The sequence below is a fragment of the Propioniciclava soli genome (genome assembly GCF_038502305.1).
Taxonomy (GTDB): Bacteria; Actinomycetota; Actinomycetes; order Propionibacteriales; family Propionibacteriaceae; genus Propioniciclava; species Propioniciclava soli.
This window is the reverse complement of sequence record NZ_CP115965.1, coordinates 60,950-80,150: the sequence shown is the minus strand read 5'-3', so window position 1 is coordinate 80,150 and position 19,201 is coordinate 60,950. Positions and strand designations below refer to the sequence as shown.

17 protein-coding genes and 2 riboswitches are annotated in these 19,201 nt (G+C 69.6%); of the genes, 8 read left to right on the top strand and 9 right to left on the bottom strand.

Annotated elements, in window-relative coordinates; genetic code table 11:
- Positions 1–18 precede the first annotated feature (18 nt).
- Genes PCC79_RS00355 through PCC79_RS00330 form a run of 6 tightly spaced genes read right to left on the bottom strand, consistent with a single transcriptional unit; the run spans position 19 to position 7,080 of the window.
- Entirely contained in the window at positions 19–1,107 is a 1,089-nt protein-coding gene (locus tag PCC79_RS00355; RefSeq protein WP_342372671.1) for an ABC transporter substrate-binding protein, read from the bottom strand.
- 45 nt (positions 1,108–1,152) lie between these two features.
- A complete protein-coding gene (locus PCC79_RS00350; RefSeq protein ID WP_232549299.1) occupies positions 1,153–2,973 on the bottom strand; it encodes a siderophore-interacting protein in 1,821 nt (606 codons plus the stop codon).
- A gap of 4 nt (positions 2,974–2,977) precedes the next feature.
- Entirely contained in the window at positions 2,978–3,823 is an 846-nt protein-coding gene (locus tag PCC79_RS00345) for an ABC transporter ATP-binding protein (protein ID WP_232549298.1), read from the bottom strand.
- The gene (locus tag PCC79_RS00340) at positions 3,820–4,887 is read right to left on the bottom strand and encodes a FecCD family ABC transporter permease (protein ID WP_342372670.1); all 1,068 of its coding nucleotides are present in this window, start codon (positions 4,885–4,887) and stop codon (positions 3,820–3,822) included. The genes PCC79_RS00345 and PCC79_RS00340 overlap by 4 nt, the downstream gene beginning before the upstream one ends.
- 20 nt (positions 4,888–4,907) lie before the next feature.
- Positions 4,908–5,972, bottom strand: a complete 1,065-nt coding sequence (locus PCC79_RS00335) for a FecCD family ABC transporter permease (protein ID WP_232549296.1) — start codon at positions 5,970–5,972, stop codon at positions 4,908–4,910.
- Between the two features lies 1 nt (position 5,973).
- Positions 5,974–7,080, bottom strand: a complete 1,107-nt coding sequence (locus tag PCC79_RS00330; protein ID WP_232549295.1) for an ABC transporter substrate-binding protein — start codon at positions 7,078–7,080, stop codon at positions 5,974–5,976.
- A gap of 276 nt (positions 7,081–7,356) precedes the next feature.
- Here PCC79_RS00330 and PCC79_RS00325 point away from each other — a divergent pair, with 276 nt between their 5' ends.
- Complete coding sequence (locus PCC79_RS00325; protein ID WP_342372669.1) at positions 7,357–7,632, top strand: DUF1540 domain-containing protein; 276 nt, start codon at positions 7,357–7,359, stop codon at positions 7,630–7,632.
- Between the two features lie 50 nt (positions 7,633–7,682).
- Here the strand turns inward: PCC79_RS00325 and PCC79_RS00320 are convergent, their stop codons facing one another.
- On the bottom strand, positions 7,683–8,501 hold the full coding sequence (locus PCC79_RS00320) for a hypothetical protein (protein WP_232549293.1): 819 nt from the start codon (positions 8,499–8,501) through the stop codon (positions 7,683–7,685).
- A gap of 233 nt (positions 8,502–8,734) precedes the next feature.
- Positions 8,735–8,961, top strand: a riboswitch (cobalamin riboswitch).
- A gap of 96 nt (positions 8,962–9,057) precedes the next feature.
- Here PCC79_RS00320 and nrdH point away from each other — a divergent pair.
- The 7 genes from nrdH (at position 9,058) to PCC79_RS00285 (ending at position 14,943) form a co-directional block, all read left to right on the top strand.
- Positions 9,058–9,303, top strand: a complete 246-nt coding sequence (gene nrdH, locus PCC79_RS00315) for a glutaredoxin-like protein NrdH (RefSeq protein ID WP_232549292.1) — start codon at positions 9,058–9,060, stop codon at positions 9,301–9,303.
- An 11-nt stretch (positions 9,304–9,314) separates the two neighbouring features.
- A complete protein-coding gene (gene nrdI / locus PCC79_RS00310; protein ID WP_232549291.1) occupies positions 9,315–9,701 on the top strand; it encodes a class Ib ribonucleoside-diphosphate reductase assembly flavoprotein NrdI in 387 nt (128 codons plus the stop codon).
- Complete coding sequence (gene nrdE / locus PCC79_RS00305; RefSeq protein ID WP_342372668.1) at positions 9,698–11,851, top strand: class 1b ribonucleoside-diphosphate reductase subunit alpha; 2,154 nt, start codon at positions 9,698–9,700, stop codon at positions 11,849–11,851. The genes nrdI and nrdE overlap by 4 nt, the downstream gene beginning before the upstream one ends.
- A 22-nt stretch (positions 11,852–11,873) precedes the next feature.
- Complete coding sequence (gene nrdF / locus PCC79_RS00300) at positions 11,874–12,848, top strand: class 1b ribonucleoside-diphosphate reductase subunit beta (RefSeq protein WP_232549289.1); 975 nt, start codon at positions 11,874–11,876, stop codon at positions 12,846–12,848.
- A 573-nt stretch (positions 12,849–13,421) separates the two neighbouring features.
- Positions 13,422–14,051 carry a hypothetical protein gene (locus tag PCC79_RS00295; RefSeq protein WP_342372667.1) on the top strand — a complete coding sequence of 210 codons (630 nt, stop codon included), beginning with the start codon at positions 13,422–13,424 and terminating at the stop codon, positions 14,049–14,051.
- Positions 14,052–14,272: 221 nt separating this feature from the next.
- Positions 14,273–14,518, top strand: coding sequence for a CopG family transcriptional regulator (locus PCC79_RS00290; protein WP_342372666.1), 246 nt, complete (start codon positions 14,273–14,275; stop codon positions 14,516–14,518).
- Positions 14,515–14,943, top strand: a complete 429-nt coding sequence (locus PCC79_RS00285; protein ID WP_342372665.1) for a type II toxin-antitoxin system VapC family toxin — start codon at positions 14,515–14,517, stop codon at positions 14,941–14,943. The genes PCC79_RS00290 and PCC79_RS00285 overlap by 4 nt, the downstream gene beginning before the upstream one ends.
- 98 nt (positions 14,944–15,041) lie before the next feature.
- Here the strand turns inward: PCC79_RS00285 and metE are convergent, their stop codons facing one another.
- Both metE and PCC79_RS00275 read right to left on the bottom strand, forming a co-directional pair.
- On the bottom strand, positions 15,042–17,333 hold the full coding sequence (gene metE / locus PCC79_RS00280; RefSeq protein WP_342372664.1) for a 5-methyltetrahydropteroyltriglutamate--homocysteine S-methyltransferase: 2,292 nt from the start codon (positions 17,331–17,333) through the stop codon (positions 15,042–15,044).
- 33 nt (positions 17,334–17,366) lie between these two features.
- Positions 17,367–17,539: riboswitch (cobalamin riboswitch) on the bottom strand.
- Between the two features lie 59 nt (positions 17,540–17,598).
- Entirely contained in the window at positions 17,599–19,182 is a 1,584-nt protein-coding gene (locus PCC79_RS00275; protein ID WP_342372663.1) for an aspartate:alanine exchanger family transporter, read from the bottom strand.
- Between the last annotated feature and the right edge of the window lie 19 nt (positions 19,183–19,201).

Here is a 19,201-nt window from a genome sequence, read left to right as displayed (position 1 = left end):
GCGCCGGGCGCGCGGGACTCACTGGTCGACGGCCTGGGAACCGAAATCGGCGAGGGTCTCCACCAGCCACGGCGCGCTCAGCGCGCTCTGCTGCCGCAGGCCCCAGGCGAACGAATTCGTGCCGTCCTCGCCCGCCTCGTTGACCACGGCCCGGCCCTCGGCGAACGCGGGCACGCTCCGCAGCAGCGGCGACTCGATGAAGTAGGCGTGGTCCTCGGTGCCGACAAGGCTTACGAGCAGAAAATCGGCCTCGATGGAACCGACGAGTTCTTGGCTGACCACGTCGTCCTCGCCGAACTGCGCGGCGGCGTCCGGCAGGGTGAACCCGAGCGCCTCGAGCAGCGCCGCCGAGTCGCTGCCGGGGGTGGAGTCGTAGGCGGCGCCGTACTGCTCCTCGTAGACGACCACGTGGGCGGCGCTGTGGCCGGCGAACTCGGGGTGGGCCGCGGCGGCCGCGCTGATCCGCTGCTCGGCGTCGTCGACGACACCGTCGGCCGCCTCGGACAGGTCGAGCACCTCGCCGACCTCGCGCGTCATCTCCTGCCACGTCAGCGCCTCGCTCTCCGCATACAGCACCGGTGCGATGGCCGAGAGCTGCTCGAACCGCTGCGGCGTCATGTCGTAGGCGTCCATCGCGACGATGAGATCCGGATCGACCGCGGCGACCTGCTCGGCCGAGACCTCGTCGGCCGCCGAGGAGGACCACCGCTCCTCGATGCCCGCCGTGAGCGTCTCGTCGAGCCACGGGTTCCGCTCGATCGTGGACGGCGCCAGCACCGGGACGACCCCCAGCGCCAGCAGGGCGTCGGTGTCGACGGTCGCGGCGGAGATCACGGCCACCCGCTCGGGCCGCTGCGCCACCGCGGTCTCCCCGAAGGGCGAGGCGAGCGTGAGGGGGTAGGACGTCGTCCCCTCCCCCGCCGGGAGCGCCACGCCCCCGGACGACGCGCGTGGGGCGTCCGATTGAGATTGCTGGGGTGTCGGCGCGGCGGGGTCGGCGTCACCCGACGCGCACCCGGAGGCGACCAGAGCGGTCACCAGGGTGGTCGCCAGCGCGGCGAGGATGCGGGTCGGGCGAACGCGCCCGCGGGTGTTCAGGAGGGACATGACAAGCCTTTCAGGAAGGGTGGTGGAACTGCGGTGAGGACGCCGTCACGGACGGGCGACGTAGAGGGCGTCCCCCCAGCCGACGGTCGTGCGTTGCGGCTCGGGCAGCCCGGCCGCGCCGAACAAGGCGAGGATCTCGTCGTGGGTTCGCGCGCCTGCGCCGTGGAGCGCGAAGCCGACGAGGTCCTGCTCCAGGTCGTGGTCGTCGGCCCGGTCCTCGTCGAGGGGGTCGCAGAGCAGCAGCAGGACGCCGCCGGGCGACAGCCGTTCCGCCGCCCTGGCCAAGGTGTGCGCCGCGTCGGCGTCCGGCAGCTCGCCCAGCACGTCCACGAGCAGCACGGCGTCGACGGACGGGCCCGCCTCGCTGACGGCCCCGGGGGCGAAGCGGACGCGCGGGTGACCGCCGTGGATGCGTTCCAGGGTGGGCACGTCGGACGCCGCGGCGACGACGGTGACCTCGACGCCCTCGCGCGCCCGCACGATCGCTTCGGCGAAACTGCCGGCACCCCGCCCGCTGATCTCGACACAGGCCGCGTCGCGCAAGGCCTCGGCGGTGCCGATCGGCGACGCCACGTACCGCGCGGTGTCGGCGTCGATCTCGAGCTCGGTGGCCCGGGCGGCCGCATCCGCGCCGAACAGGCGGCGCGCGGCGGCGTCGTCCCACCGGTCGGGCCGGCCCAGCACGGCGGGCAGGAGAGAGACGGCGGCCGCGAGGTCCCGCGCCGCGGGGCCGGTCAGCGCCAGGTCCTCCTCGGTTTCCTCGTCGTCCAGCTCGCGGCCCAGGTCGGTCAGGCTCCAGCGTCCGGCGTCCGCCCGGACGACGTCGAGGGCAGCCAGGTAGCGCAGCAGCTTGCCGAGGCCGACCTCGCTGGCGCCGCACGCGTCCGCCAGCTCCGCGACGGTCCGGCTGCCCGCGCCGAGGGTGGTGCCCACACGCAGCGACGCCGCGACCCGGAGGGCCACCGCCGGCATGAGATCGATCAGCTCGTGGAAGCGGTTCGCCGGTGACGCCTCCTCGGGCTCGGGCCTCCCCGGGTCGGCGTCCGGCCCGGCCGTCTCCTGCCGGCGCCAGTAGCCGGTCACCTCCACTTGCGATCGGTCGAGCCCGCGCTCGGTGCGCAACCACCGGCGGATCGGGGTGAGCGTCAGCGCCTCGCCGGCGACCCAGGCGAACACGCGCCCCTCCCACCACGGCGCCCGCGCCACAGCGTCGAGCAGCAGCGTGGTGGAGCCGGCCTCAGCACCCCCGCGGCTCAGCCACGTCACCTCCACCCCGTCGGGGACGGGCAGCTCCTGGCGGTGCTCATCCTCGGCGATTTCGATGAACACCTGAGCCCGGGCACCGGTCGGCCACTCCTCCAGCCACCGCCCGATGGCGGGCAGCGCCGTCTCGTCGCCGGCGATCAGCACCCAGTCCACCCCCTCGGGGTGGGGCGAGGACGACTTGGGCCCGGCGATGTGCACGGTCTCCCCGGGCCGGACGCGGCGGGCCCAGGTGGTGGCCGGGCCGACCCCGTGCTGCACGAAGTCGACATCGATCTCGCCGGCCTCCGCATCCCAGCGACGCACCGTGTAGGTCCGCATGACCAGATGCGGGTCGCCACGCGGCCAGTCGAGGTGCCCGTCCGCCTGCGTCGGGACGACCGGCTCGGCGGCGTCCGGGTGCTTGAGGATGATCTTGAACTCATCATCGAAGCCGTCGGACCGGAAGGCGGCGACGGGCATCCCGTTGGGCGCGGTGTGGGCCGCGAGGGCCGGGCCGCCAAGCGTCACGCGGCGCATGCCGCTGGTCACGTCGGCGATGCGGAGCACCTCCAGGGCTCGCGTCGTGATGGCGAACGCCTCGTAGGGGCGGGATGAGGACATGGGTTCAGTCCTTTCTGATGGAGGGGCTGGCGAGGGAGCCGACGCGCCCGCCACCGCGGGGATCGAGCGGAACGACGGACGGCGTGGTGGTGACGGGATCGGGGACGACGAGGGCGCGCAGGCCGAAAACGGACTCGACGAGCTCGGCGGTGACGATGTCGGCGGGGGGGCCGCTGCACACGACCTGTCCGTCGTGCATCACGATGAGGTGGGACGCGTACCGCGCAGCCTGGTTGAGGTCGTGCAGCACGGTCACGACGGTCTTGCCGTCGTCGTTGAAGCTGCGGAGCAGCTCGAGCAGGTCGTACTGGTGGGCGATGTCGAGGAAGGACGTCGGCTCGTCCAGCAGCATGATCGGCGTCTCCTGGGCCAACAGCATGGCGATCCAGACGCGCTGGCGTTGCCCCCCGGAGAGCTCGTCGACGAGCCGGCCGGAGAGGTCGCCCACGCGGGTCACGTCCAGCGCGGCTCTCACGGCGGCCTCGTCCGAGGCCCGCCACTGATGGAACAGCGACTGGTACGGCGAGCGGCCCCGGGCTACGAGGTCGGCGACCCGGATGCCGTCCGGCGCCAGCGAGGTCTGCGGCAGCAGTCCGATCCGGCGGGCCACCTCCTTCGACGGCTGGGTGTGGATCGCCGTGCCGTCGAGCAGCACCTTGCCGAGCGAGGGTCGCAGGACGCGCGCGAGGGCGCGCAGCAGCGTCGACTTGCCACACCCGTTCGGGCCGATGATCGCCGTGAACGAGCCGTCGGGGATGGCCACGGACAGGTCCTCGCAGACCAGCCGCCCGTCATAACCGATCGAGGTGCCCCGCGTCTCGAGACGGGGCGGACGCGTCGCGTCGTTCACCGGACCACTCCTGCCTGCCTGCGCGATTCCCGGATGAGCAGGCCGATGAGGTAGAGGCCGCCGACGCACACGGTGACCAGGCCGACCGGGACCGGGCGGTTGGCGTGGGCCAGTACCAGCGACACCAGCTGGGCCGCGGCCAGCAGGGCGGCGCCCATGGCCGCCGAGGCCACGAGGTTCACCCCGGCGGTGCCCGTCAACCGCCGGGCCAGTTGGGGGGCGACCAGCGAGATGAACCCGATGGGCCCGGCCGCAGCGGTGACCAACGCCGTCGTGGCCACGCCCACGACCATGAGGCCCAGGCGCACCCCGCCGACCCGGACGCCCTGGGTGGCCGCCGTGTCGTCGCCCAGTTCGAGCGTGCGGAGCTGGGGTGCCAGGGCGGTGCAGGCCGCGACGATGAGCGCCATGACCACGAGCGAGGGGACGAGGCTCGACCAGCTCACCCGGCTGATGGAGCCGGCGCTCCAGAAGCCGACGACCATGGCCTCGCGCACGTCGGCGCGCGTGATCAGATAGCTGTTCACCGAGCCGAGCATGGCCGACACCGCGATGCCGACGACGATGAGACGGAAACCCTGCACGCCGCCGCGGCGCGCCAACAGGTACACCACGATCGCGGTGACGAGGCCGCCCCCGATCGCGACGGCCGCGATCGTCCAGTAGTCGCGGACGCCCAGCACCAGCATGGTCACCACGACCGCGGTGTAGGAGCCGGCGTCGAAGCCGATGATGTCGGGGGACCCGAGCGGGTTGCGCGTCAGCGACTGAAAGATGGCACCCCCCACGCCGAGCATGGCGCCGAAGGCGACGGCCGCGACAACGATCGGCATGCGCCACTCCAGCACGACCATGGCGGTGAAGTCGTCGGCGCGCCCGGTCAGCGCCCGGGCCACCTCGCCGACGGTCAGCGGGTAGTCCCCGAGGAACACGGCGGCGAACGCGGCCGCGACGGCGACAAGCAGCAACAGCGTCGCGCAGACCACCACGCGGGCCTCCACGCGGCGCGAGAACAGGCCGGTGCGCAGGGTCCAGGTGCGGCGGCCGAAGTCGAGGGGGGTCACGGGCGTGCTCACAGGGGCGCTCACAGTCCACTGACCTTCCGACGCCGCACCAGCGCGATCAGGACGGGTGCGCCGACGACGGCGGTGACGATGCCGACCTCCATCTCACCCGGGCGGGCCAGGATGCGCCCGAGGACGTCGGCGCCGAGCAACAGCACGGGGGCCGCCAGGGCGGTCATCGCGATGATCCAGCGCTGGTCGGGCCCCACGAACCACCGCACGACGTGCGGCACCATGAGCCCGACGAAGCCGATGCCGCCGGTGAGGGCGGTCGCGCCTCCGGCGAGCAGGGTGACGGCCAGCAGCCCGAGGACGCGCGTCCGGACGACGCTGGTGCCCAGCGCGGCGGCGAGATCGTCACCCAGCGCGACGGCGTTCAGGGATCCGGAGAGCAGCACCGCGACCAGCAGACCCGCGAGCAGGAACGGCGCCACCGTGAGCGTGTCGTCCAGCCCCGTCCGGGCGATCGACCCGAGCCCCCAGTTCCGCACCTGGCGAAAGGTGTCCTCGTCGATCAGCGTGAGGAACGTCGACACCCCGTTGAGGACGGCCCCCAGGGCCACCCCGGCGAGGACCAGCGTCACCGGCGACGCACTGCGGCTGGCTGCACCGATGAGGTACACCACGACGGTGGCGGCCACGGCCCCCAGGAACGCCCACCAGATGTAACCGCGGATGCCGGTGAGGCCGAACACCCCGACACCAACCGTGACGGCGAAGCCGGCGCCCGCGTTGACCCCCAGAATCCCAGGATCGGCCAGCGGGTTGCGCGTGAGGGCCTGGATGAGGGCCCCCGAGACGCCCAGCGCGGATCCGACGAGGACGCCGAGCAGCGTGCGGGGCAGGCGCTGAGTCCACACGATGATGGAGGCCTCGCTGGCATCCGGCCGCACCAAGCCCTGCCAGACCTCGTCGAGCGGCAGCGGGTTGGCGCCGAACGCCACGCTCGCGGCGACGGCGAGCACGAGCGCCGCGAGGGCGGTGAGGACACCCACTATCCGGCGCATGCGCAGGCGCCGGCCGCCGTCCGAGCCGTGGCTCCCGCGCTCGTCCGGACGCACCGCCGCGCTCGCCAGCACGGTCACGTCACCCCTGCGCTGCGCTGACGATATGGGGGGCCAGCTGTTCGGCCGCCCACACCCCCGACAGCGGTCCGCTGCGGGCCAGCGCCCACGGCACGTTGCCCTCGTACTCCTGGCCGTCGATGGTGAAGCTCTGCCGGCCGTCCGAGGTGGCGTTGTTCACGATGTGGACGAGCCGGCCGTCCTGAACCGCCGGCAGCGCCTGGAACAGCGGCTGATCCGTGACAGTCGCGGCATGGCCGTCGGAATTGTCCGAGAACAGAATCACATCGGCGTCGATGGCGCTGATGAGCTCTTGGCTGATCTCCTGGCGGTACTGCAGCCCGGAGGCACCGGCCGGTACGGCGAAGCCCATCTGCTCGAAGACGCGGGCCACCGCGCTTCCCTGCGACGAGTGGTACTGCAGGCCGCCTTCCTCGCCGTAGTAGACGACGTAGCTGAGGGTGCGGCCCTGCAGCTCGGGATGATCGGAACGGAAGGTGGCGAAGAACTCCTCCTCGGCATCGAGCGCCGTCTGGGCCGCCTGGGACAGGTCGAGGGTCTGGCCGAGGCGAGCCAGGAGATCCGGCCAGTCCGTGGCGCGCGTCTGCTCGGAGGCAGACTCGCCCGAATCGAGCACTGGCGCGATCGAGCTGAGCCGGTCATAGGTGTCGGTCAGGTCGCCGAGGGCAATGATGAGATCGGGATCGGCCGCCGCGATCTGCTCGAAGGGCAGGGTGCCGTCGTTCATGACGAACCTGTCGGGTATGGGCTCACCGAGCGCTTGTTCGAGCCACACGTCGGTGGTGTACTCACTCGCCAGGGCCGGGGTGACGCCGATCGCGGCGAGCGCCTGCGCGTCATCCTGGGATCCGGTGACCGCTGCGATGCGGGCTGGACGCTCGGTCAGCGTCGTCGTACCCCACTGCGTGGTCAGTTCCAGGGGGTATCGGGTCACTCCCTCGGCCGCTGGCAGCAAGCTGGCGTCCGCCGCGGCGCTGGTGGTGGCCTCAGTGGCCGATTCACCCCCCGTCGACGTGGGCGTCGACGCGGTGCCGCAGCCCGCCAACGTCACCGCGATCCCTGCCGCGAACATCTTGATCCCGACGCGCCGGGACACCTGGACCTTCACCGTCTCCTCCTTCGCGGGTGGCACCCGCCAACCCGTCACGCCCCCACCTACAGGCCAGCTTAGGTTAGCCTAACCTAACGTGCACACGGCCTGTGTCCGGCCTCTGGCCTGCTCCGGGGCTCGAAACGCGGCAGACTTGCGAAACCCCACCATTTACAAAATGCAGATGACACCATTTTCGCATGGGTTAGGGCAGCCTCACCTAGCTGTCGTCATTGTCATTTCAGGGCTACCGTGGTGAATGTTCCACCGATGACCAGCCGAGAGGAAACGACCATGAGCACCGTCACTGCCATCAAGTCCTGCGCCATGATGGAGTGTGCATTCAACTCCGACGGCTGCACCGCCTACGCCATCACGGTGGGCGGCCAGAAGGACGCCAGCTGCGTCACCTTCGTGACCCTCGACGCCCGAGGCGGTCTCGGGACCGCGGACGCCCACGTGGGCGCCTGCCAGCGCCTCGAGTGCGTTCACAACGCCGATCTCATGTGCACCGCAGACAGCATCGGCGTCAGCGCCGATGCAAACTGCGCGCAGTACGAGGTCCGCTGAGCACAGCGCTGAGCGAGCGGCCCCCGGACGGGGGGCCGCTCGCTCTTTCCTCACCGCTCGGCGTCGCACGAGGGGGCTGCCTGGGCCACCAACTGATGGACCAGGCAGTTCAGTGCGTCGGCGGAATCGGCGAGTTGCTCGAACTCACCGTGCACGACCACCAGATCTTGAGCCGTCACCAACAATAAGGTGACGCCGAGCGCGTCGACGTCTGCACAGAAAATTTGGTCCAACGTGTGGGGGCACGCATGGCCGGCGTGCGGCTTGCGCGTCACCGTTCCCGGCGTCCGCCCCACCATCACCGACCAGCACACATCCTTCAGGGCAGCGTCGCTGCATGCGGTCACCAGCGAGAGACCGGTCAAACCACCGTCCAGCGCGGGCGGCGCAAGGGGCAGCTCCGCGTGCGGCACCACCACCGCGCCGGACAGGTCGTGCACCACCAGGCGATCCAGCAGCAGCCAACCCAGGCGAGCCCCGGGAACCGTCAGGCTCTGGCGCAGCGCCTCCGGTAGCGAGCCGTCCACCAGACGCGCGTCCGTCTCATCGTCCTCGGCCCACACCAGACCGCCCAAGGCATGGGCGGACGCCACCACGGTGGACACGCGAGGATCCAGGGAGTTCTTCACCAGATCCAGCCGCACGTCGACGACCCGCCCCGGCTGCTCCTCGGCCCACCGACCGCGTGGCAGAGCCACCACCGCGAGAGCGCCGTCCGCAGCCACCCCGTGCACGACAGGGTCGAGCGTCTCACCCAGGCGGTAGGCGAAAAGGGTGGCGGCCGCAGAGCCCTGGAGCATGCGGACGGCGAGCAGACGGCTGCGGTCGTCGCAGGCGAGGGCATCCGGCATGCCGGTCGAGACGGTCACGAGAGGTCCTCCAGCCGGGTCCCGCCATATTGGGAACACCATGGTTGCGTAATGTGGTTAGGGGAGCCTAACCCGCTTGGGCCGGTCGGCGTCAACGCACCGCCGGGGCCGTCTCATCCCTCGATCACGCCCTGTCACGCCGAGACCACGCGCGACGTGGACCCTGGTCGAGCGGGCGGCCTCGTGTGCGCCGTCGAGGCGGCATGCTGGCTTTACAGGGTTACACCGATGTGATTACTATCCGTAGTGCTGGTTCGTCCACCCAACCCCTAGGTGTAGGGGTTGGGGGGCGAGACAACAGGGAACCCGGTGTGAATCCGGGACTGCCCCGCAGCGGTGAGAGGGAACGACCGGCGACACCAAGCACTGGCCGAAAGGCTGGGAAGCGTTGCCCAGTAGGACCAACGCCCCACGGCGTCCGCCCTCGAGTCCGAATACCTGCCAGCGCCGGGGGGTCGCGTCGCGGCCACCCGGTTCGTCCGACCACACGGTCTCGCGGGAAGACCGGGCGCACTCGTGCTCCCTCCCTCGCGACCCCCTGCTTCGAGGAGAGAGCATGGCGAACACGATCACCGTCTACAGCAAGCCCGCGTGCGTGCAGTGCACCGCCACCTACCGGGCCATGGACAAGCTGGGCCTGGAGTACGAGGTGATCGACCTCGCCGAGGACGAGGCGGCGCTGCTGGCGGTGATGGCGATGGGCTACCAGCAGGTTCCCGTCGTCGTCGACGGCGAGGAGCACTGGGGCGGGTTCCGCCCCGACCGCATCAAGGCTGCGGCGCAGCGCGTCCACGTCGCCTGAACGCGGCGGCCGTGCGCGTCGTCTACTTCTCGTCGGCCTCGGAGAACACCCACCGTTTCATCCAGAAGCTCGGCGTGGATGCAGACCGGATCCCGCTGCACCCCAGCGAGGAGCCGCTGGCCGTCAGCCAGCCGTATGTTCTCGTGGTTCCCACGTACGGGGGCGGCAGCACCGGCGGCGCGGTTCCCAAGCAGGTGATCCGGTTCCTCAACGACCCGGACAACCGCTCCCTGATCCGCGGGGTGATCTCCGCGGGCAACACCAACTTCGGCGAGGCCTACTGCTTGGCCGGCGACATCGTGGCCGCCAAGTGCCACGTTCCCCTCCTCGATCGCTTCGAACTCCTGGGCACCCCCGACGATGTCGAACGTGTCCGTGAAAGGCTCTCCCACCCATGACCACGACCCTCACCGACACCGGCGCCGAGGTCGTCACCGGCGACCACGACTACCACGCGCTCAACGCGCTGCTGAACCTCTACGACGCGGACGGGAACATCCAGTTCGACGCCGACCGGCGCGCCGCGCGGGAGTACTTCCTGCAGCACGTGAACCAGAACACGGTGTTCTTCCACTCGCTGAAGGAGAAGCTCGACTACCTGGTCGAGGAGGGCTACTACGAGCCCGGGGTTCTCCAGCGCTACGACTTCGAGTTCATCAAGAGCCTGTTCAAACGCGCCTACGCGGTGAAGTTCCGGTTCCCCACGTTCATGGGGGCGTTCAAGTACTACACGTCCTACACGCTGAAGACGTTCGACGGACGCCGCTACCTGGAGCGCTTCGAGGATCGCGTCTGCCTCGTGGCGCTCACCCTGGCCGCGGGCGACCGCCCGCTCGCCGAGCACATCGTCGACGAGGTGATGGCGGGGCGCTTCCAGCCCGCCACCCCGACGTTCCTCAACGCCGGGAAGGCGTCGCGGGGGGAGCTGGTGTCCTGCTTCCTGCTGCGGATCGAGGACAACATGGAGTCGATCGCCCGCGCGATCAATGCCTCGCTGCAGCTCTCCAAGCGGGGCGGCGGCGTCGCGCTGTCGCTGACCAACATCCGGGAGGCCGGTGCGCCGATCAAGAAGATGCAGAACCAGTCCTCCGGTGTGATCCCCGTCATGAAGCTGCTGGAGGATTCGTTCTCCTACGCCAACCAGCTCGGTGCCCGCCAGGGGGCCGGCGCGGTGTACCTGAACGCCCACCACCCGGACATCCTCGCCTTCCTCGACACGAAGCGGGAGAACGCCGACGAGAAGATCCGGATCAAGACCCTGAGCCTGGGTGTCGTCATTCCCGACATCACCTTTGAGCTGGCGCGCAACAACGAGGACATGTACCTGTTCAGCCCCTACGACATCGAGCGCGTGTACGGGGTCGCGTTCAGCGAGATCTCGGTGACCGAGAAGTACCGGGAAATGGTCGAGGACAAGCGGATCACCAAGAGGAAGATCAATGCCCGCAAGTTCTTCCAGACCCTCGCCGAGATCCAGTTCGAGTCGGGCTACCCCTACCTGATGTTCGAGGACACCGTGAACGCCGCCAACCCGATCGACGGCAGGGTGACGATGTCGAACCTGTGCTCGGAGATCCTGCAGGTGTCGACGCCCTCAACCTATGGCGAGGATCTGACCTTCGATGAGGTGGGCAAGGACATCTCCTGCAACCTGGGTTCGCTGAACATCGCGAAGGCGATGGACTCGCCCCACTTCGGGCGGACCATCGAGACGGCGGTGCGCGCCCTGACGGCCGTCTCCAACCAGTCCAACATCGCGTGCGCCCCCAGCATCGAGCGCGGCAACGCCATGAGCCACGCCATCGGCCTCGGCCAGATGAACCTGCACGGCTACCTGGCGCGCGAGTCGATCCACTACGGGTCGGACGAGGGCCTGGACTTCACCAACATGTACTTCTACGCCGTGACGTTCCACGCCATCGCCGCGTCCTGCCGGATCGCCCGCGAGCGCGGCGTCCGCTTCGACGGTTTCGAGAGCAGCGCGTACGCCACCGGGGCCTACTTCGCCAAGTACACCGACGGTGACTGGACGCCCCGGACGCCCCGGGTGGCGGCCCTGTTCGCCGACGCCGGCATCCACCTCCCCACGCCGGACGACTGGCGTGCGCTCGCGGCCGAGGTGGCCGAGCACGGGCTCTACAACCAGAACCTGCAGGCCGTGCCGCCGACGGGGTCGATCAGCTACATCAACCACGCCACCAGCTCGATCCACCCGATCGTGGCGAAGATCGAGATCCGTAAGGAGGGCAAGATCGGGCGCGTCTACTACCCAGCTCCGTACATGACAAACGACAACTTGGAGTACTACGCCGACGCCTATGAGATCGGCCCGGAGAAGATCATCGACACCTACGCCGAGGCGACCAAGCACGTCGACCAGGGGTTGTCGCTGACGCTGTTCTTCCCCGACACGGCGACCACGCGTGACATCAACAAGGCGCAGATCTATGCCTGGCGCAAGGGGATCAAGACGCTCTACTACATCCGACTGCGACAGCTGGCGCTCGCCGGCACCGAGGTCGACGGCTGCGTCAGCTGCATGCTCTGACACGACACGAGGAACAAGACGAATGACGAACAATCTCACCCTGCTGCGCGGCGTCCAGGCCATCAACTGGAACCGCATCACCGACCAGGTCGACTCCGACGTGTGGGACCGGCTGACCTCGAACTTCTGGCTGCCGGAGAAGGTGCCGCTCTCCAACGACGTGCCGTCCTGGCGCACGCTCAAGCCCCACGAACAACTGATGACCACGCGCGTGTTCACCGGCCTGACCATGCTCGACACCATCCAGGGCACCGTGGGGGCCGTGTCGCTCATCCCGGACGCCCGGACGCCGCACGAGGAGGCCGTCTACACGAACATCGCGTTCATGGAGTCGGTGCACGCCAAGAGCTACAGCTCGATCTTCTCCACGCTGATCTCCACCACGGAGATCGATGACGCCTTCCGGTGGAGCGAGGAGAACGAGTACCTCCAGCGCAAGGCACAGATCATCCTCGACTTCTACTACGGCGACGACCCCGAGAAGCGCAAGGTGGCCTCCACGATGCTGGAGTCGTTCCTGTTCTACTCCGGCTTCTACGCGCCGATGTACTGGTCGAGCCGGGCGAAGCTGACGAACACCGCCGACCTGATCCGCCTGATCATCCGCGACGAGGCCGTGCACGGCTACTACATCGGCTACAAGTTGCAGCGGGCCCTCGCCGAAGCCGACCAGTCACGTCGCGATGAACTCAAGGACTACACCTTCGAGTTGCTGTATGAGCTCTACGACAACGAGGAGTCCTACACCGAGGACCTCTACGATCCGCTCGGGCTGACCGAGGACGTCAAGATGTTCCTGCGCTACAACGCCAACAAGGCCCTGATGAACCTCGGCTACGAGGCACTCTTCCCCAAGGACGCCGTGGCGGTCTCGCCGGCCATCCTGGCGGCACTGTCACCGAATGCCGACGAGAACCACGACTTCTTCTCCGGGTCGGGCTCCTCGTACGTGATGGGCAAGGCCGTCAACACCGAGGACGAGGACTGGGACTTCTGACATGCCGATTCGCACCACGACGTCCGGCAGCCTGCCGCGCACGGACGCCCTCATCGCCGCCAACGCCGCCCGCCACGTGGCCGACGACGGCTACACGCTGCTGCGCACGCCCGAGTTCGACCGGCTTGTCACCCAGGCCGTCGCGGACGTGGTCGATCGCCAGCGCGCCGCCGGCATCACACTGCTGGGTGACGGGGAGTTCGGCAAGGCCATGTCGAACCCCGTCGACTACGGCGCTTGGTGGTCCTACTCGTTCCAACGGGTGGCTGGGCTTGCCCTGACCGAGTTGAACCTGTTCAACCAGCCGGCGGCGACGTCGTCCCCGGGGAACGTCGTCCTGACGTCGTTCGGCGACCGGCGGGACCGTCAGCGCTTCCCGCGTGTCTATTCGGACCCGGTCGATGAAGGAGGCGTCCACACCGGACGGGTGGCCACCGATTCCCCACCACCACCGGCCCGATCACTTACACCGGACAGGACGCGGTCGCCACCGACATCGCCAACCTGGACGCCGCCCTCGAGCCCGGGGAGCAGGGGTTCCTCACCGCGATCTCACCCGGCAGCGCCGCACGCGTGTGGAACCAGCACTACACCACCGAGGAGGAGCACATTTGGGCGTGGGCCGACGCGCTGCGCGAGGAGTACCGGGCGATCACCGATGCGGGTCTCGTGGTCCAGATCGACGACCCATCGCTGGCCGAGAACTGGGACCAGATCACGCCCGAGCCCAGCGTCGCCGACTACCGGGCCTTCACGCAGATCCGCATCGACGCCCTCAACCACGCCATCGCGGGCCTGCCCAGGGACCTGGTGCGCCTGCACCTGTGCTGGGGCTCGTGGCACGGCCCCCACACCACCGACATCGGCATCACTGACATCCTGCCCGTGGTGCTGCAGGCAAACGTGGGGCAGTTGTCCTTCGAGGCGGCCAACGTGCGCCATGAGCACGAGTGGACGGTGTGGCGCGATGTCGCGGTGCCGGACGACCTCGTCCTCGTCCCCGGCGTGGTCAGCCACGCCACCAATGTCGTGGAACATTCGGAACTCGTCGCCCAGCGCATCCGCCGGTTCGTGGATGCCGTCGGGCCCGACCGGGTGATCGCCTCCACCGACTGCGGCCTGGGCGGACGCGTGCACGCCGACATCGCCTGGGCCAAGCTCGTGGCACTCGGAGAGGGGGCGAAGGCCGTCACGTCCGCGTGATGGCCAGGCGCCGACGATTGAGCCTCGTGTGTCCACCGGAGGCGTGACAGTCCGCACGGCCTCATGTCACGACAGTGGGCCAAGGCTGAGTCTGCCTTGGCCCACGGTCCTCAAGGCGTTCGGCGCGACGACCTGGCAATCAGCTGCACGAGTCGCCTACGCGTCCAGCAGCTCGCATCACTGATGCGCTCCATCCTCACCAGCGATGCTAGCCTTGGGCCATGCGGACGACGGTACGGCTCGACCCCGAGGTCCACGCGGCGGCCGAGCAACTGCGCCGGGAGCGGAACATCGGCCTCGGCGAAGCGGTCAACGAACTTGCCCGCGCAGGTCTGGCCCGCGAGCACGAGGTCAGGCCCATCCAGTTCCGGCAGCGCACCGCCAGCGTCGGGCTCCGCCTCGAGGTCACCAACATCGCTGAAACGCTGGAACTGCTCGATCACTACGACGCTGAGGACGAGCGGTGATCGTTGACGCCAACGTGTTGCTCTACGCGGTCGATGAGCAGGCTCCTTTCCATGACATCGCCCGAACCTGGATGGACAAGGCCCTGAACGACGTGGAACGAGTCGGCCTCCCCTGGGCATCGCTCATGGCCTTCCAACGCATCATCACGCATCCACGCGCGACACTGCGCCCTTTGAGCCCGGCGGCGGCGTGGGGGTACGTGACCGACTGGCTCGATGCCGACCAGACGTGGGTACCCACCCCCGGCGTGCGGCATCGCGACATCCTCGGCCGGCTGCTCACCGCAGGCGACCTCCGCGGCAACCTCGTCACGGACGCCCACCTGGCGGCGTTGGCGCTGGAACATGGCACGGCCATCTGCTCCTTCGACAGCGATTTCGCTCGCTTCGACGGCCTTCGCTGGATCAAACCTCGCCACCCGTGACGCTCGGGGCCCGTGGGCCGTGCCGTTGCGCCACCGATGGTTGGGCCGCCGGCCCCTCACCCCCACTCGGGAGAGGGGCCGGCATCCCAAGGCCGGTCTCAGCCAGCGCGAGCGTCGCGTGCCCGTTCGGCGGCAGCGACCATGGTTTCGATGGACGCCTCGACCTCCGGCCAGCCGCGTGTCTTCAGGCCGCAGTCGGGGTTGACCCACAGCTTGGCCGCGCCGAGCGCCGCGATCGCCGCCCCCAGGAGGCGGTCGACCTCCTCGGCGGTGGGAACCCGTGGTGAGTGGATGTCCCAGACGCCGGGCCCGACTTCGTTCGGGTACTGGGCTGCCGACAACTCGTCCAGCAGCTGCATGCCCGAGCGCGACGCCTCCATCGAGATCACGTCGGCGTCCAGGGCGATGATGGCGTCCATGACGTCACCGAACTCGGCGTAGCACATGTGGGTGTGGATCTGGGTGTCGGGCCGGACGCCGCTGACGGCGATCCGGAACGCGTCGGTGGCCCAGGCGAGGTAGGCGTCCCAGTCGGCACGCCGCAGCGGCAGACCCTCACGCAGCGCTGGCTCGTCCACCTGCACGATCGGCAGGCCCGCGGCCTCCAGATCGGTCACCTCGTCACGCAACGCGAGGGCGATCTGGCGGGTCGTGACCGACTCAGGCTGGTCGGAGCGGACGAACGACCACTGCAGGATGGTCACCGGCCCGGTCAGCATGCCCTTCAGGGGCCGGTCGGTCAGCCCAGCGGCGTAGCTCGCCCAGTCGATCGTCATCGGCTCGCGGCGGACGATGTCGCCGAAGATGACCGGGGGCTTCACGCAGCGTGATCCGTAGCTCTGCACCCAGCCGTGGCTCGTGGTGGTGAAGCCGTCGAGCTTCTCGCCGAAGAACTCCACCATGTCGGTGCGCTCGAACTCGCCGTGGGCGAGCACGTCGAGGCCGAGTTCCTCCTGCTTGCGGACGCAGGCTCGCGTCGCAGCCTGCAGGCCGGCCCGGTACTCCGCAGCGTCGACCTCTCCCCTACGGAACGAGGCGCGGTGCCTGCGCACGTCCGCGGTCTGCGGGAACGAGCCGATGGTCGTGGTCGGCAACAGCGGCAGGCCGAGGCGCTCGTGCTGCAGCGGGGCACGCTCGGCGTAAGGAAGGCCACGGCTGCCCCACTCGGCGGTGACGTGCGCCAGCCTGTCCTGAACCTCGGGCCGGAGCACCCGCGGCGACGCGTGGTGGGCGGCCACGGCCATGGCGCTGTCCGCCAGAGCAGCTTGGGCGTCCGCGTCACCGTTCAGGGCGCGCGTCAACACCGACACCTCGTCGAGGCGTTGCACCGCGAACGACAACCAGGTGGCCAGTTCGGCGTCCAGGCCGGTGTCGCGGGTGACGTCCACCGGCACGTGCAGCAGCGAGCACGACGGTGCGATCTGGACGCGGTCGGCGCCCAGGTGTGCGACCGCCGGGGCGAGGCGCCGGTGGAGCGCCGTCAGGTCGGCGCGCCAGATGTTGCGGCCATCGACCACGCCCAGACTGAGCGCGAGGCCCTCGGGTGCCGCCGCCACGACGGCGTCGAGTTGCTCGGGGTCGCGCACCAGGTCGACGTGCAGCACGTCGACGGGCAGCCCCACCGCGAGGGAGAGGTTGTCGCGAAGCCCGCCGAAGTAGGTCGCGAGCATGACCTCGGCACCCCTGGCTGCGGCACGCAGGCGCTCGTAGGCGCGGGGGTAGGCGGCCTTCTCGGCCTCGGAGAGGTCGAGGACGAGGGCGGGCTCGTCCAGTTGGATCGCCGTGGCACCGGCCGTCACCAAGTCGGAGAGCCAAGCCTCGTAGGCCGGGAGCACGGCGTCCAGCAGCTCGATGGTGTCACCCTCGTCGGTGCGCTTGGCCAACCGCAGGAAGGTGATGGGGCCGATCACGACGGGCCGGGTCGCGACACCCAGCGCGGACGCCTCGCGCACCATCGCGGCATCCTGCCGAGAGCTGTAGGCGAACTCCTGGTCGGGTGCGAGCTCGGGCACCAGGTAGTGGTAGTTGGTGTCGAACCACTTGGTCATTTCGAGCGCCGGAACGTCATGGGCGCCGCGGGCCATCGCGAAGTAGCCGTCGAGGGCGTCGGCGTCCCACGTGGCCAGGTCGAAGCGGTCACCGAAGCGTGGGGGGACGGCACCGAGCGTGACGGAAGTGTCGAGCACCTGGTCGTACAGCGAGAAGTCATTCGACGGGATGCGCTCGAAGCCTCGGTCGGCCTGGAGCCGCCAGTGGGTGGCGCGCAGGGTGGCGGCGAGGTCGGCCAGGCGGGTGGCGTCCGAAACGCCCTGCCAGTAGCGCTCGACCTCCCACTTCAGCTCGCGGTCGCGGCCGATGCGGGGAAAGCCAAGGTTGCCGGAGATGGGCATGCGTGTTCCTCTCCCTCCATCCATCGTGGAGGCTCGTTGGTCAACGCCACAGCCGGTCTCCTGGCTCCTGGGTCAAACACCGACGCTCCGCCTTCCCGGGCGGTGAGGCCCCGTGGCATGTGGGAGCGCCGTCTCCCCAGTCACAGTTGCGAGGACAGCCCCGGTTTCGCACCGGGTTCCCGAACACTGCGGCGTCCCACATCAAACCACAGGGCTGCAGCCTCACCCAGCCCGTGCCGGCCCGTGGGAAACGGGCTCCTCGCGCTCAGGCCGCCAGACCCAGCAGGCTGGCCACCAGGATCTTGGCGATCATCGCCATCGGGTAGGCGGTCGTGTAACCGGTCGAGACCCGGAAGTCATAGTGGGTACGGCCGTTGGCGTACGCCAGCAGCGCCGGCTGGGTCTGCGTTCCCGCGAGGAAGCCGGCCAGCGTCGTGCCGCCCATGCCCATCACCCGGCTCTGGAACAGCCACACGCTCAGCCCGGTCACCAGCGTGATGAGCGCCCCCAGCGCGAGAATGGCGACCCATTGTCCGGACCCGAACGCGTTCAGGATCTGCCCTCCGGCCCGTGACCCGGCCTGCGCGAGGAACAACAGCAGCCCGAGTTCGGACGGCACGGCGGTCGCGGTGAACGGCAACGTGGTCACGAACGGCCCGACGCGTCCGATGCGGCCCAGCACCAGACCGACCAGCAGGCATCCGAGCGCGGCGCCGAGGGAGAAGGTGCCGCCGCCCGGCAGCGGCAGCGGGGTCGAACCGAGGCCGAAGCCGAGGGCCATGCCGAGCCCCAGCGCGATCGGGTTGATGATGGTCAGCCCACGCGACGAGTCACCGAAGAACGTGGAGACCTCCGCGATGCGAGTCCGCGGCGCGACGATCCGGACGCGATCTCCCATCTGGAGCACCAGATCGGGGCGCGCCACCATGTCGACGTCGGCCCGGCGCACCCGGGAAATCGCGGCCCCGTAGGCGTCCTCCAGGCCCAGATCGCGGATCTTGCGCCCCGAGATCTTGGGGTCCGACACAGTGACGCGCCGGAAGTCGAGCGATCGTCGGTCCTGGGCCAAGTGGTGGCTGGAGGGGTGGCCGAGTTCCTTGACGACCACGGCGACGGCGTCCTCGGCGCCCACCACGGTCACGACATCGTTGACCTCGAGCGGCCACGTGTCGCGGGCCAGCTCGATGGGGCCGTCCTCGGTGCGCCGGACGCGCGTCAGCTCGATCGCGTCGTCGTGGGCGAGTTCGAGGTCGCGCACCGTCGTGCCCGGCGCGATCCGGTCGATGCGCACGTCGGCCTGTGCGAGCACGGCGGGCTGATCGGCGTCCTGCGCCGCGTTGCGCAGCGCCAACTGCTGGAGGCCCAGCATGCCGACGACGCCGAAGAGGTACGCCACCGAGTACCCGACGGTGGCCGCGGGCGTGTTGCCAGCCGCCGCCAGCGAAGGAGTGTTGGTGAGGGCGCCCGCGAACGTACCGGCCGCCTCCTCCGCGGTGAGCCCCAGCAGCGGACCCACGAAAAAGTCGACCCCACCGCCGAGGGCGATGGCGGCTGCCACGCCCAGCATGGCCACCGACGACGTGCGCAGGTTGTTAAAGAACGAGGCCCCCGAGGAGATGCCGACGCAGAAAGTGAACAGGGCCAACCCCAGGTGTGACACCTCGACCGGGATCTCCAGGGTCACCCCCCACGCGGACGCCCACGCCGAGACAGCGATGGCCAGGAACAGCACGGCGGCTGCTCCCAACGAGATCTTCCTGACCGAGACGTGGCCGATCGCCATGCCCGCTCCGACGAGAGTGAACAGCAGCACTTCAGGGTGCTCGGCCAACCACATGAAGACAGGCACAATCCAACTCCTTGGTCCT

Coding starts and splice junctions, on each gene's coding strand:
- metE (WP_342372664.1), bottom strand. CDS start 17,333: ATGCCCATCTCCGGCAACCTTGGCTTTCCCCGCATCGGCCGCGACCGC.
- PCC79_RS00325 (WP_342372669.1), top strand. CDS start 7,357: ATGAGCACCGTCACTGCCATCAAGTCCTGCGCCATGATGGAGTGTGCA.
- nrdE (WP_342372668.1), top strand. CDS start 9,698: ATGACCACGACCCTCACCGACACCGGCGCCGAGGTCGTCACCGGCGAC.
- PCC79_RS00350 (WP_232549299.1), bottom strand. CDS start 2,973: ATGTCCTCATCCCGCCCCTACGAGGCGTTCGCCATCACGACGCGAGCC.
- nrdF (WP_232549289.1), top strand. CDS start 11,874: ATGACGAACAATCTCACCCTGCTGCGCGGCGTCCAGGCCATCAACTGG.
- nrdH (WP_232549292.1), top strand. CDS start 9,058: ATGGCGAACACGATCACCGTCTACAGCAAGCCCGCGTGCGTGCAGTGC.
- PCC79_RS00355 (WP_342372671.1), bottom strand. CDS start 1,107: ATGTCCCTCCTGAACACCCGCGGGCGCGTTCGCCCGACCCGCATCCTC.
- PCC79_RS00290 (WP_342372666.1), top strand. CDS start 14,273: ATGCGGACGACGGTACGGCTCGACCCCGAGGTCCACGCGGCGGCCGAG.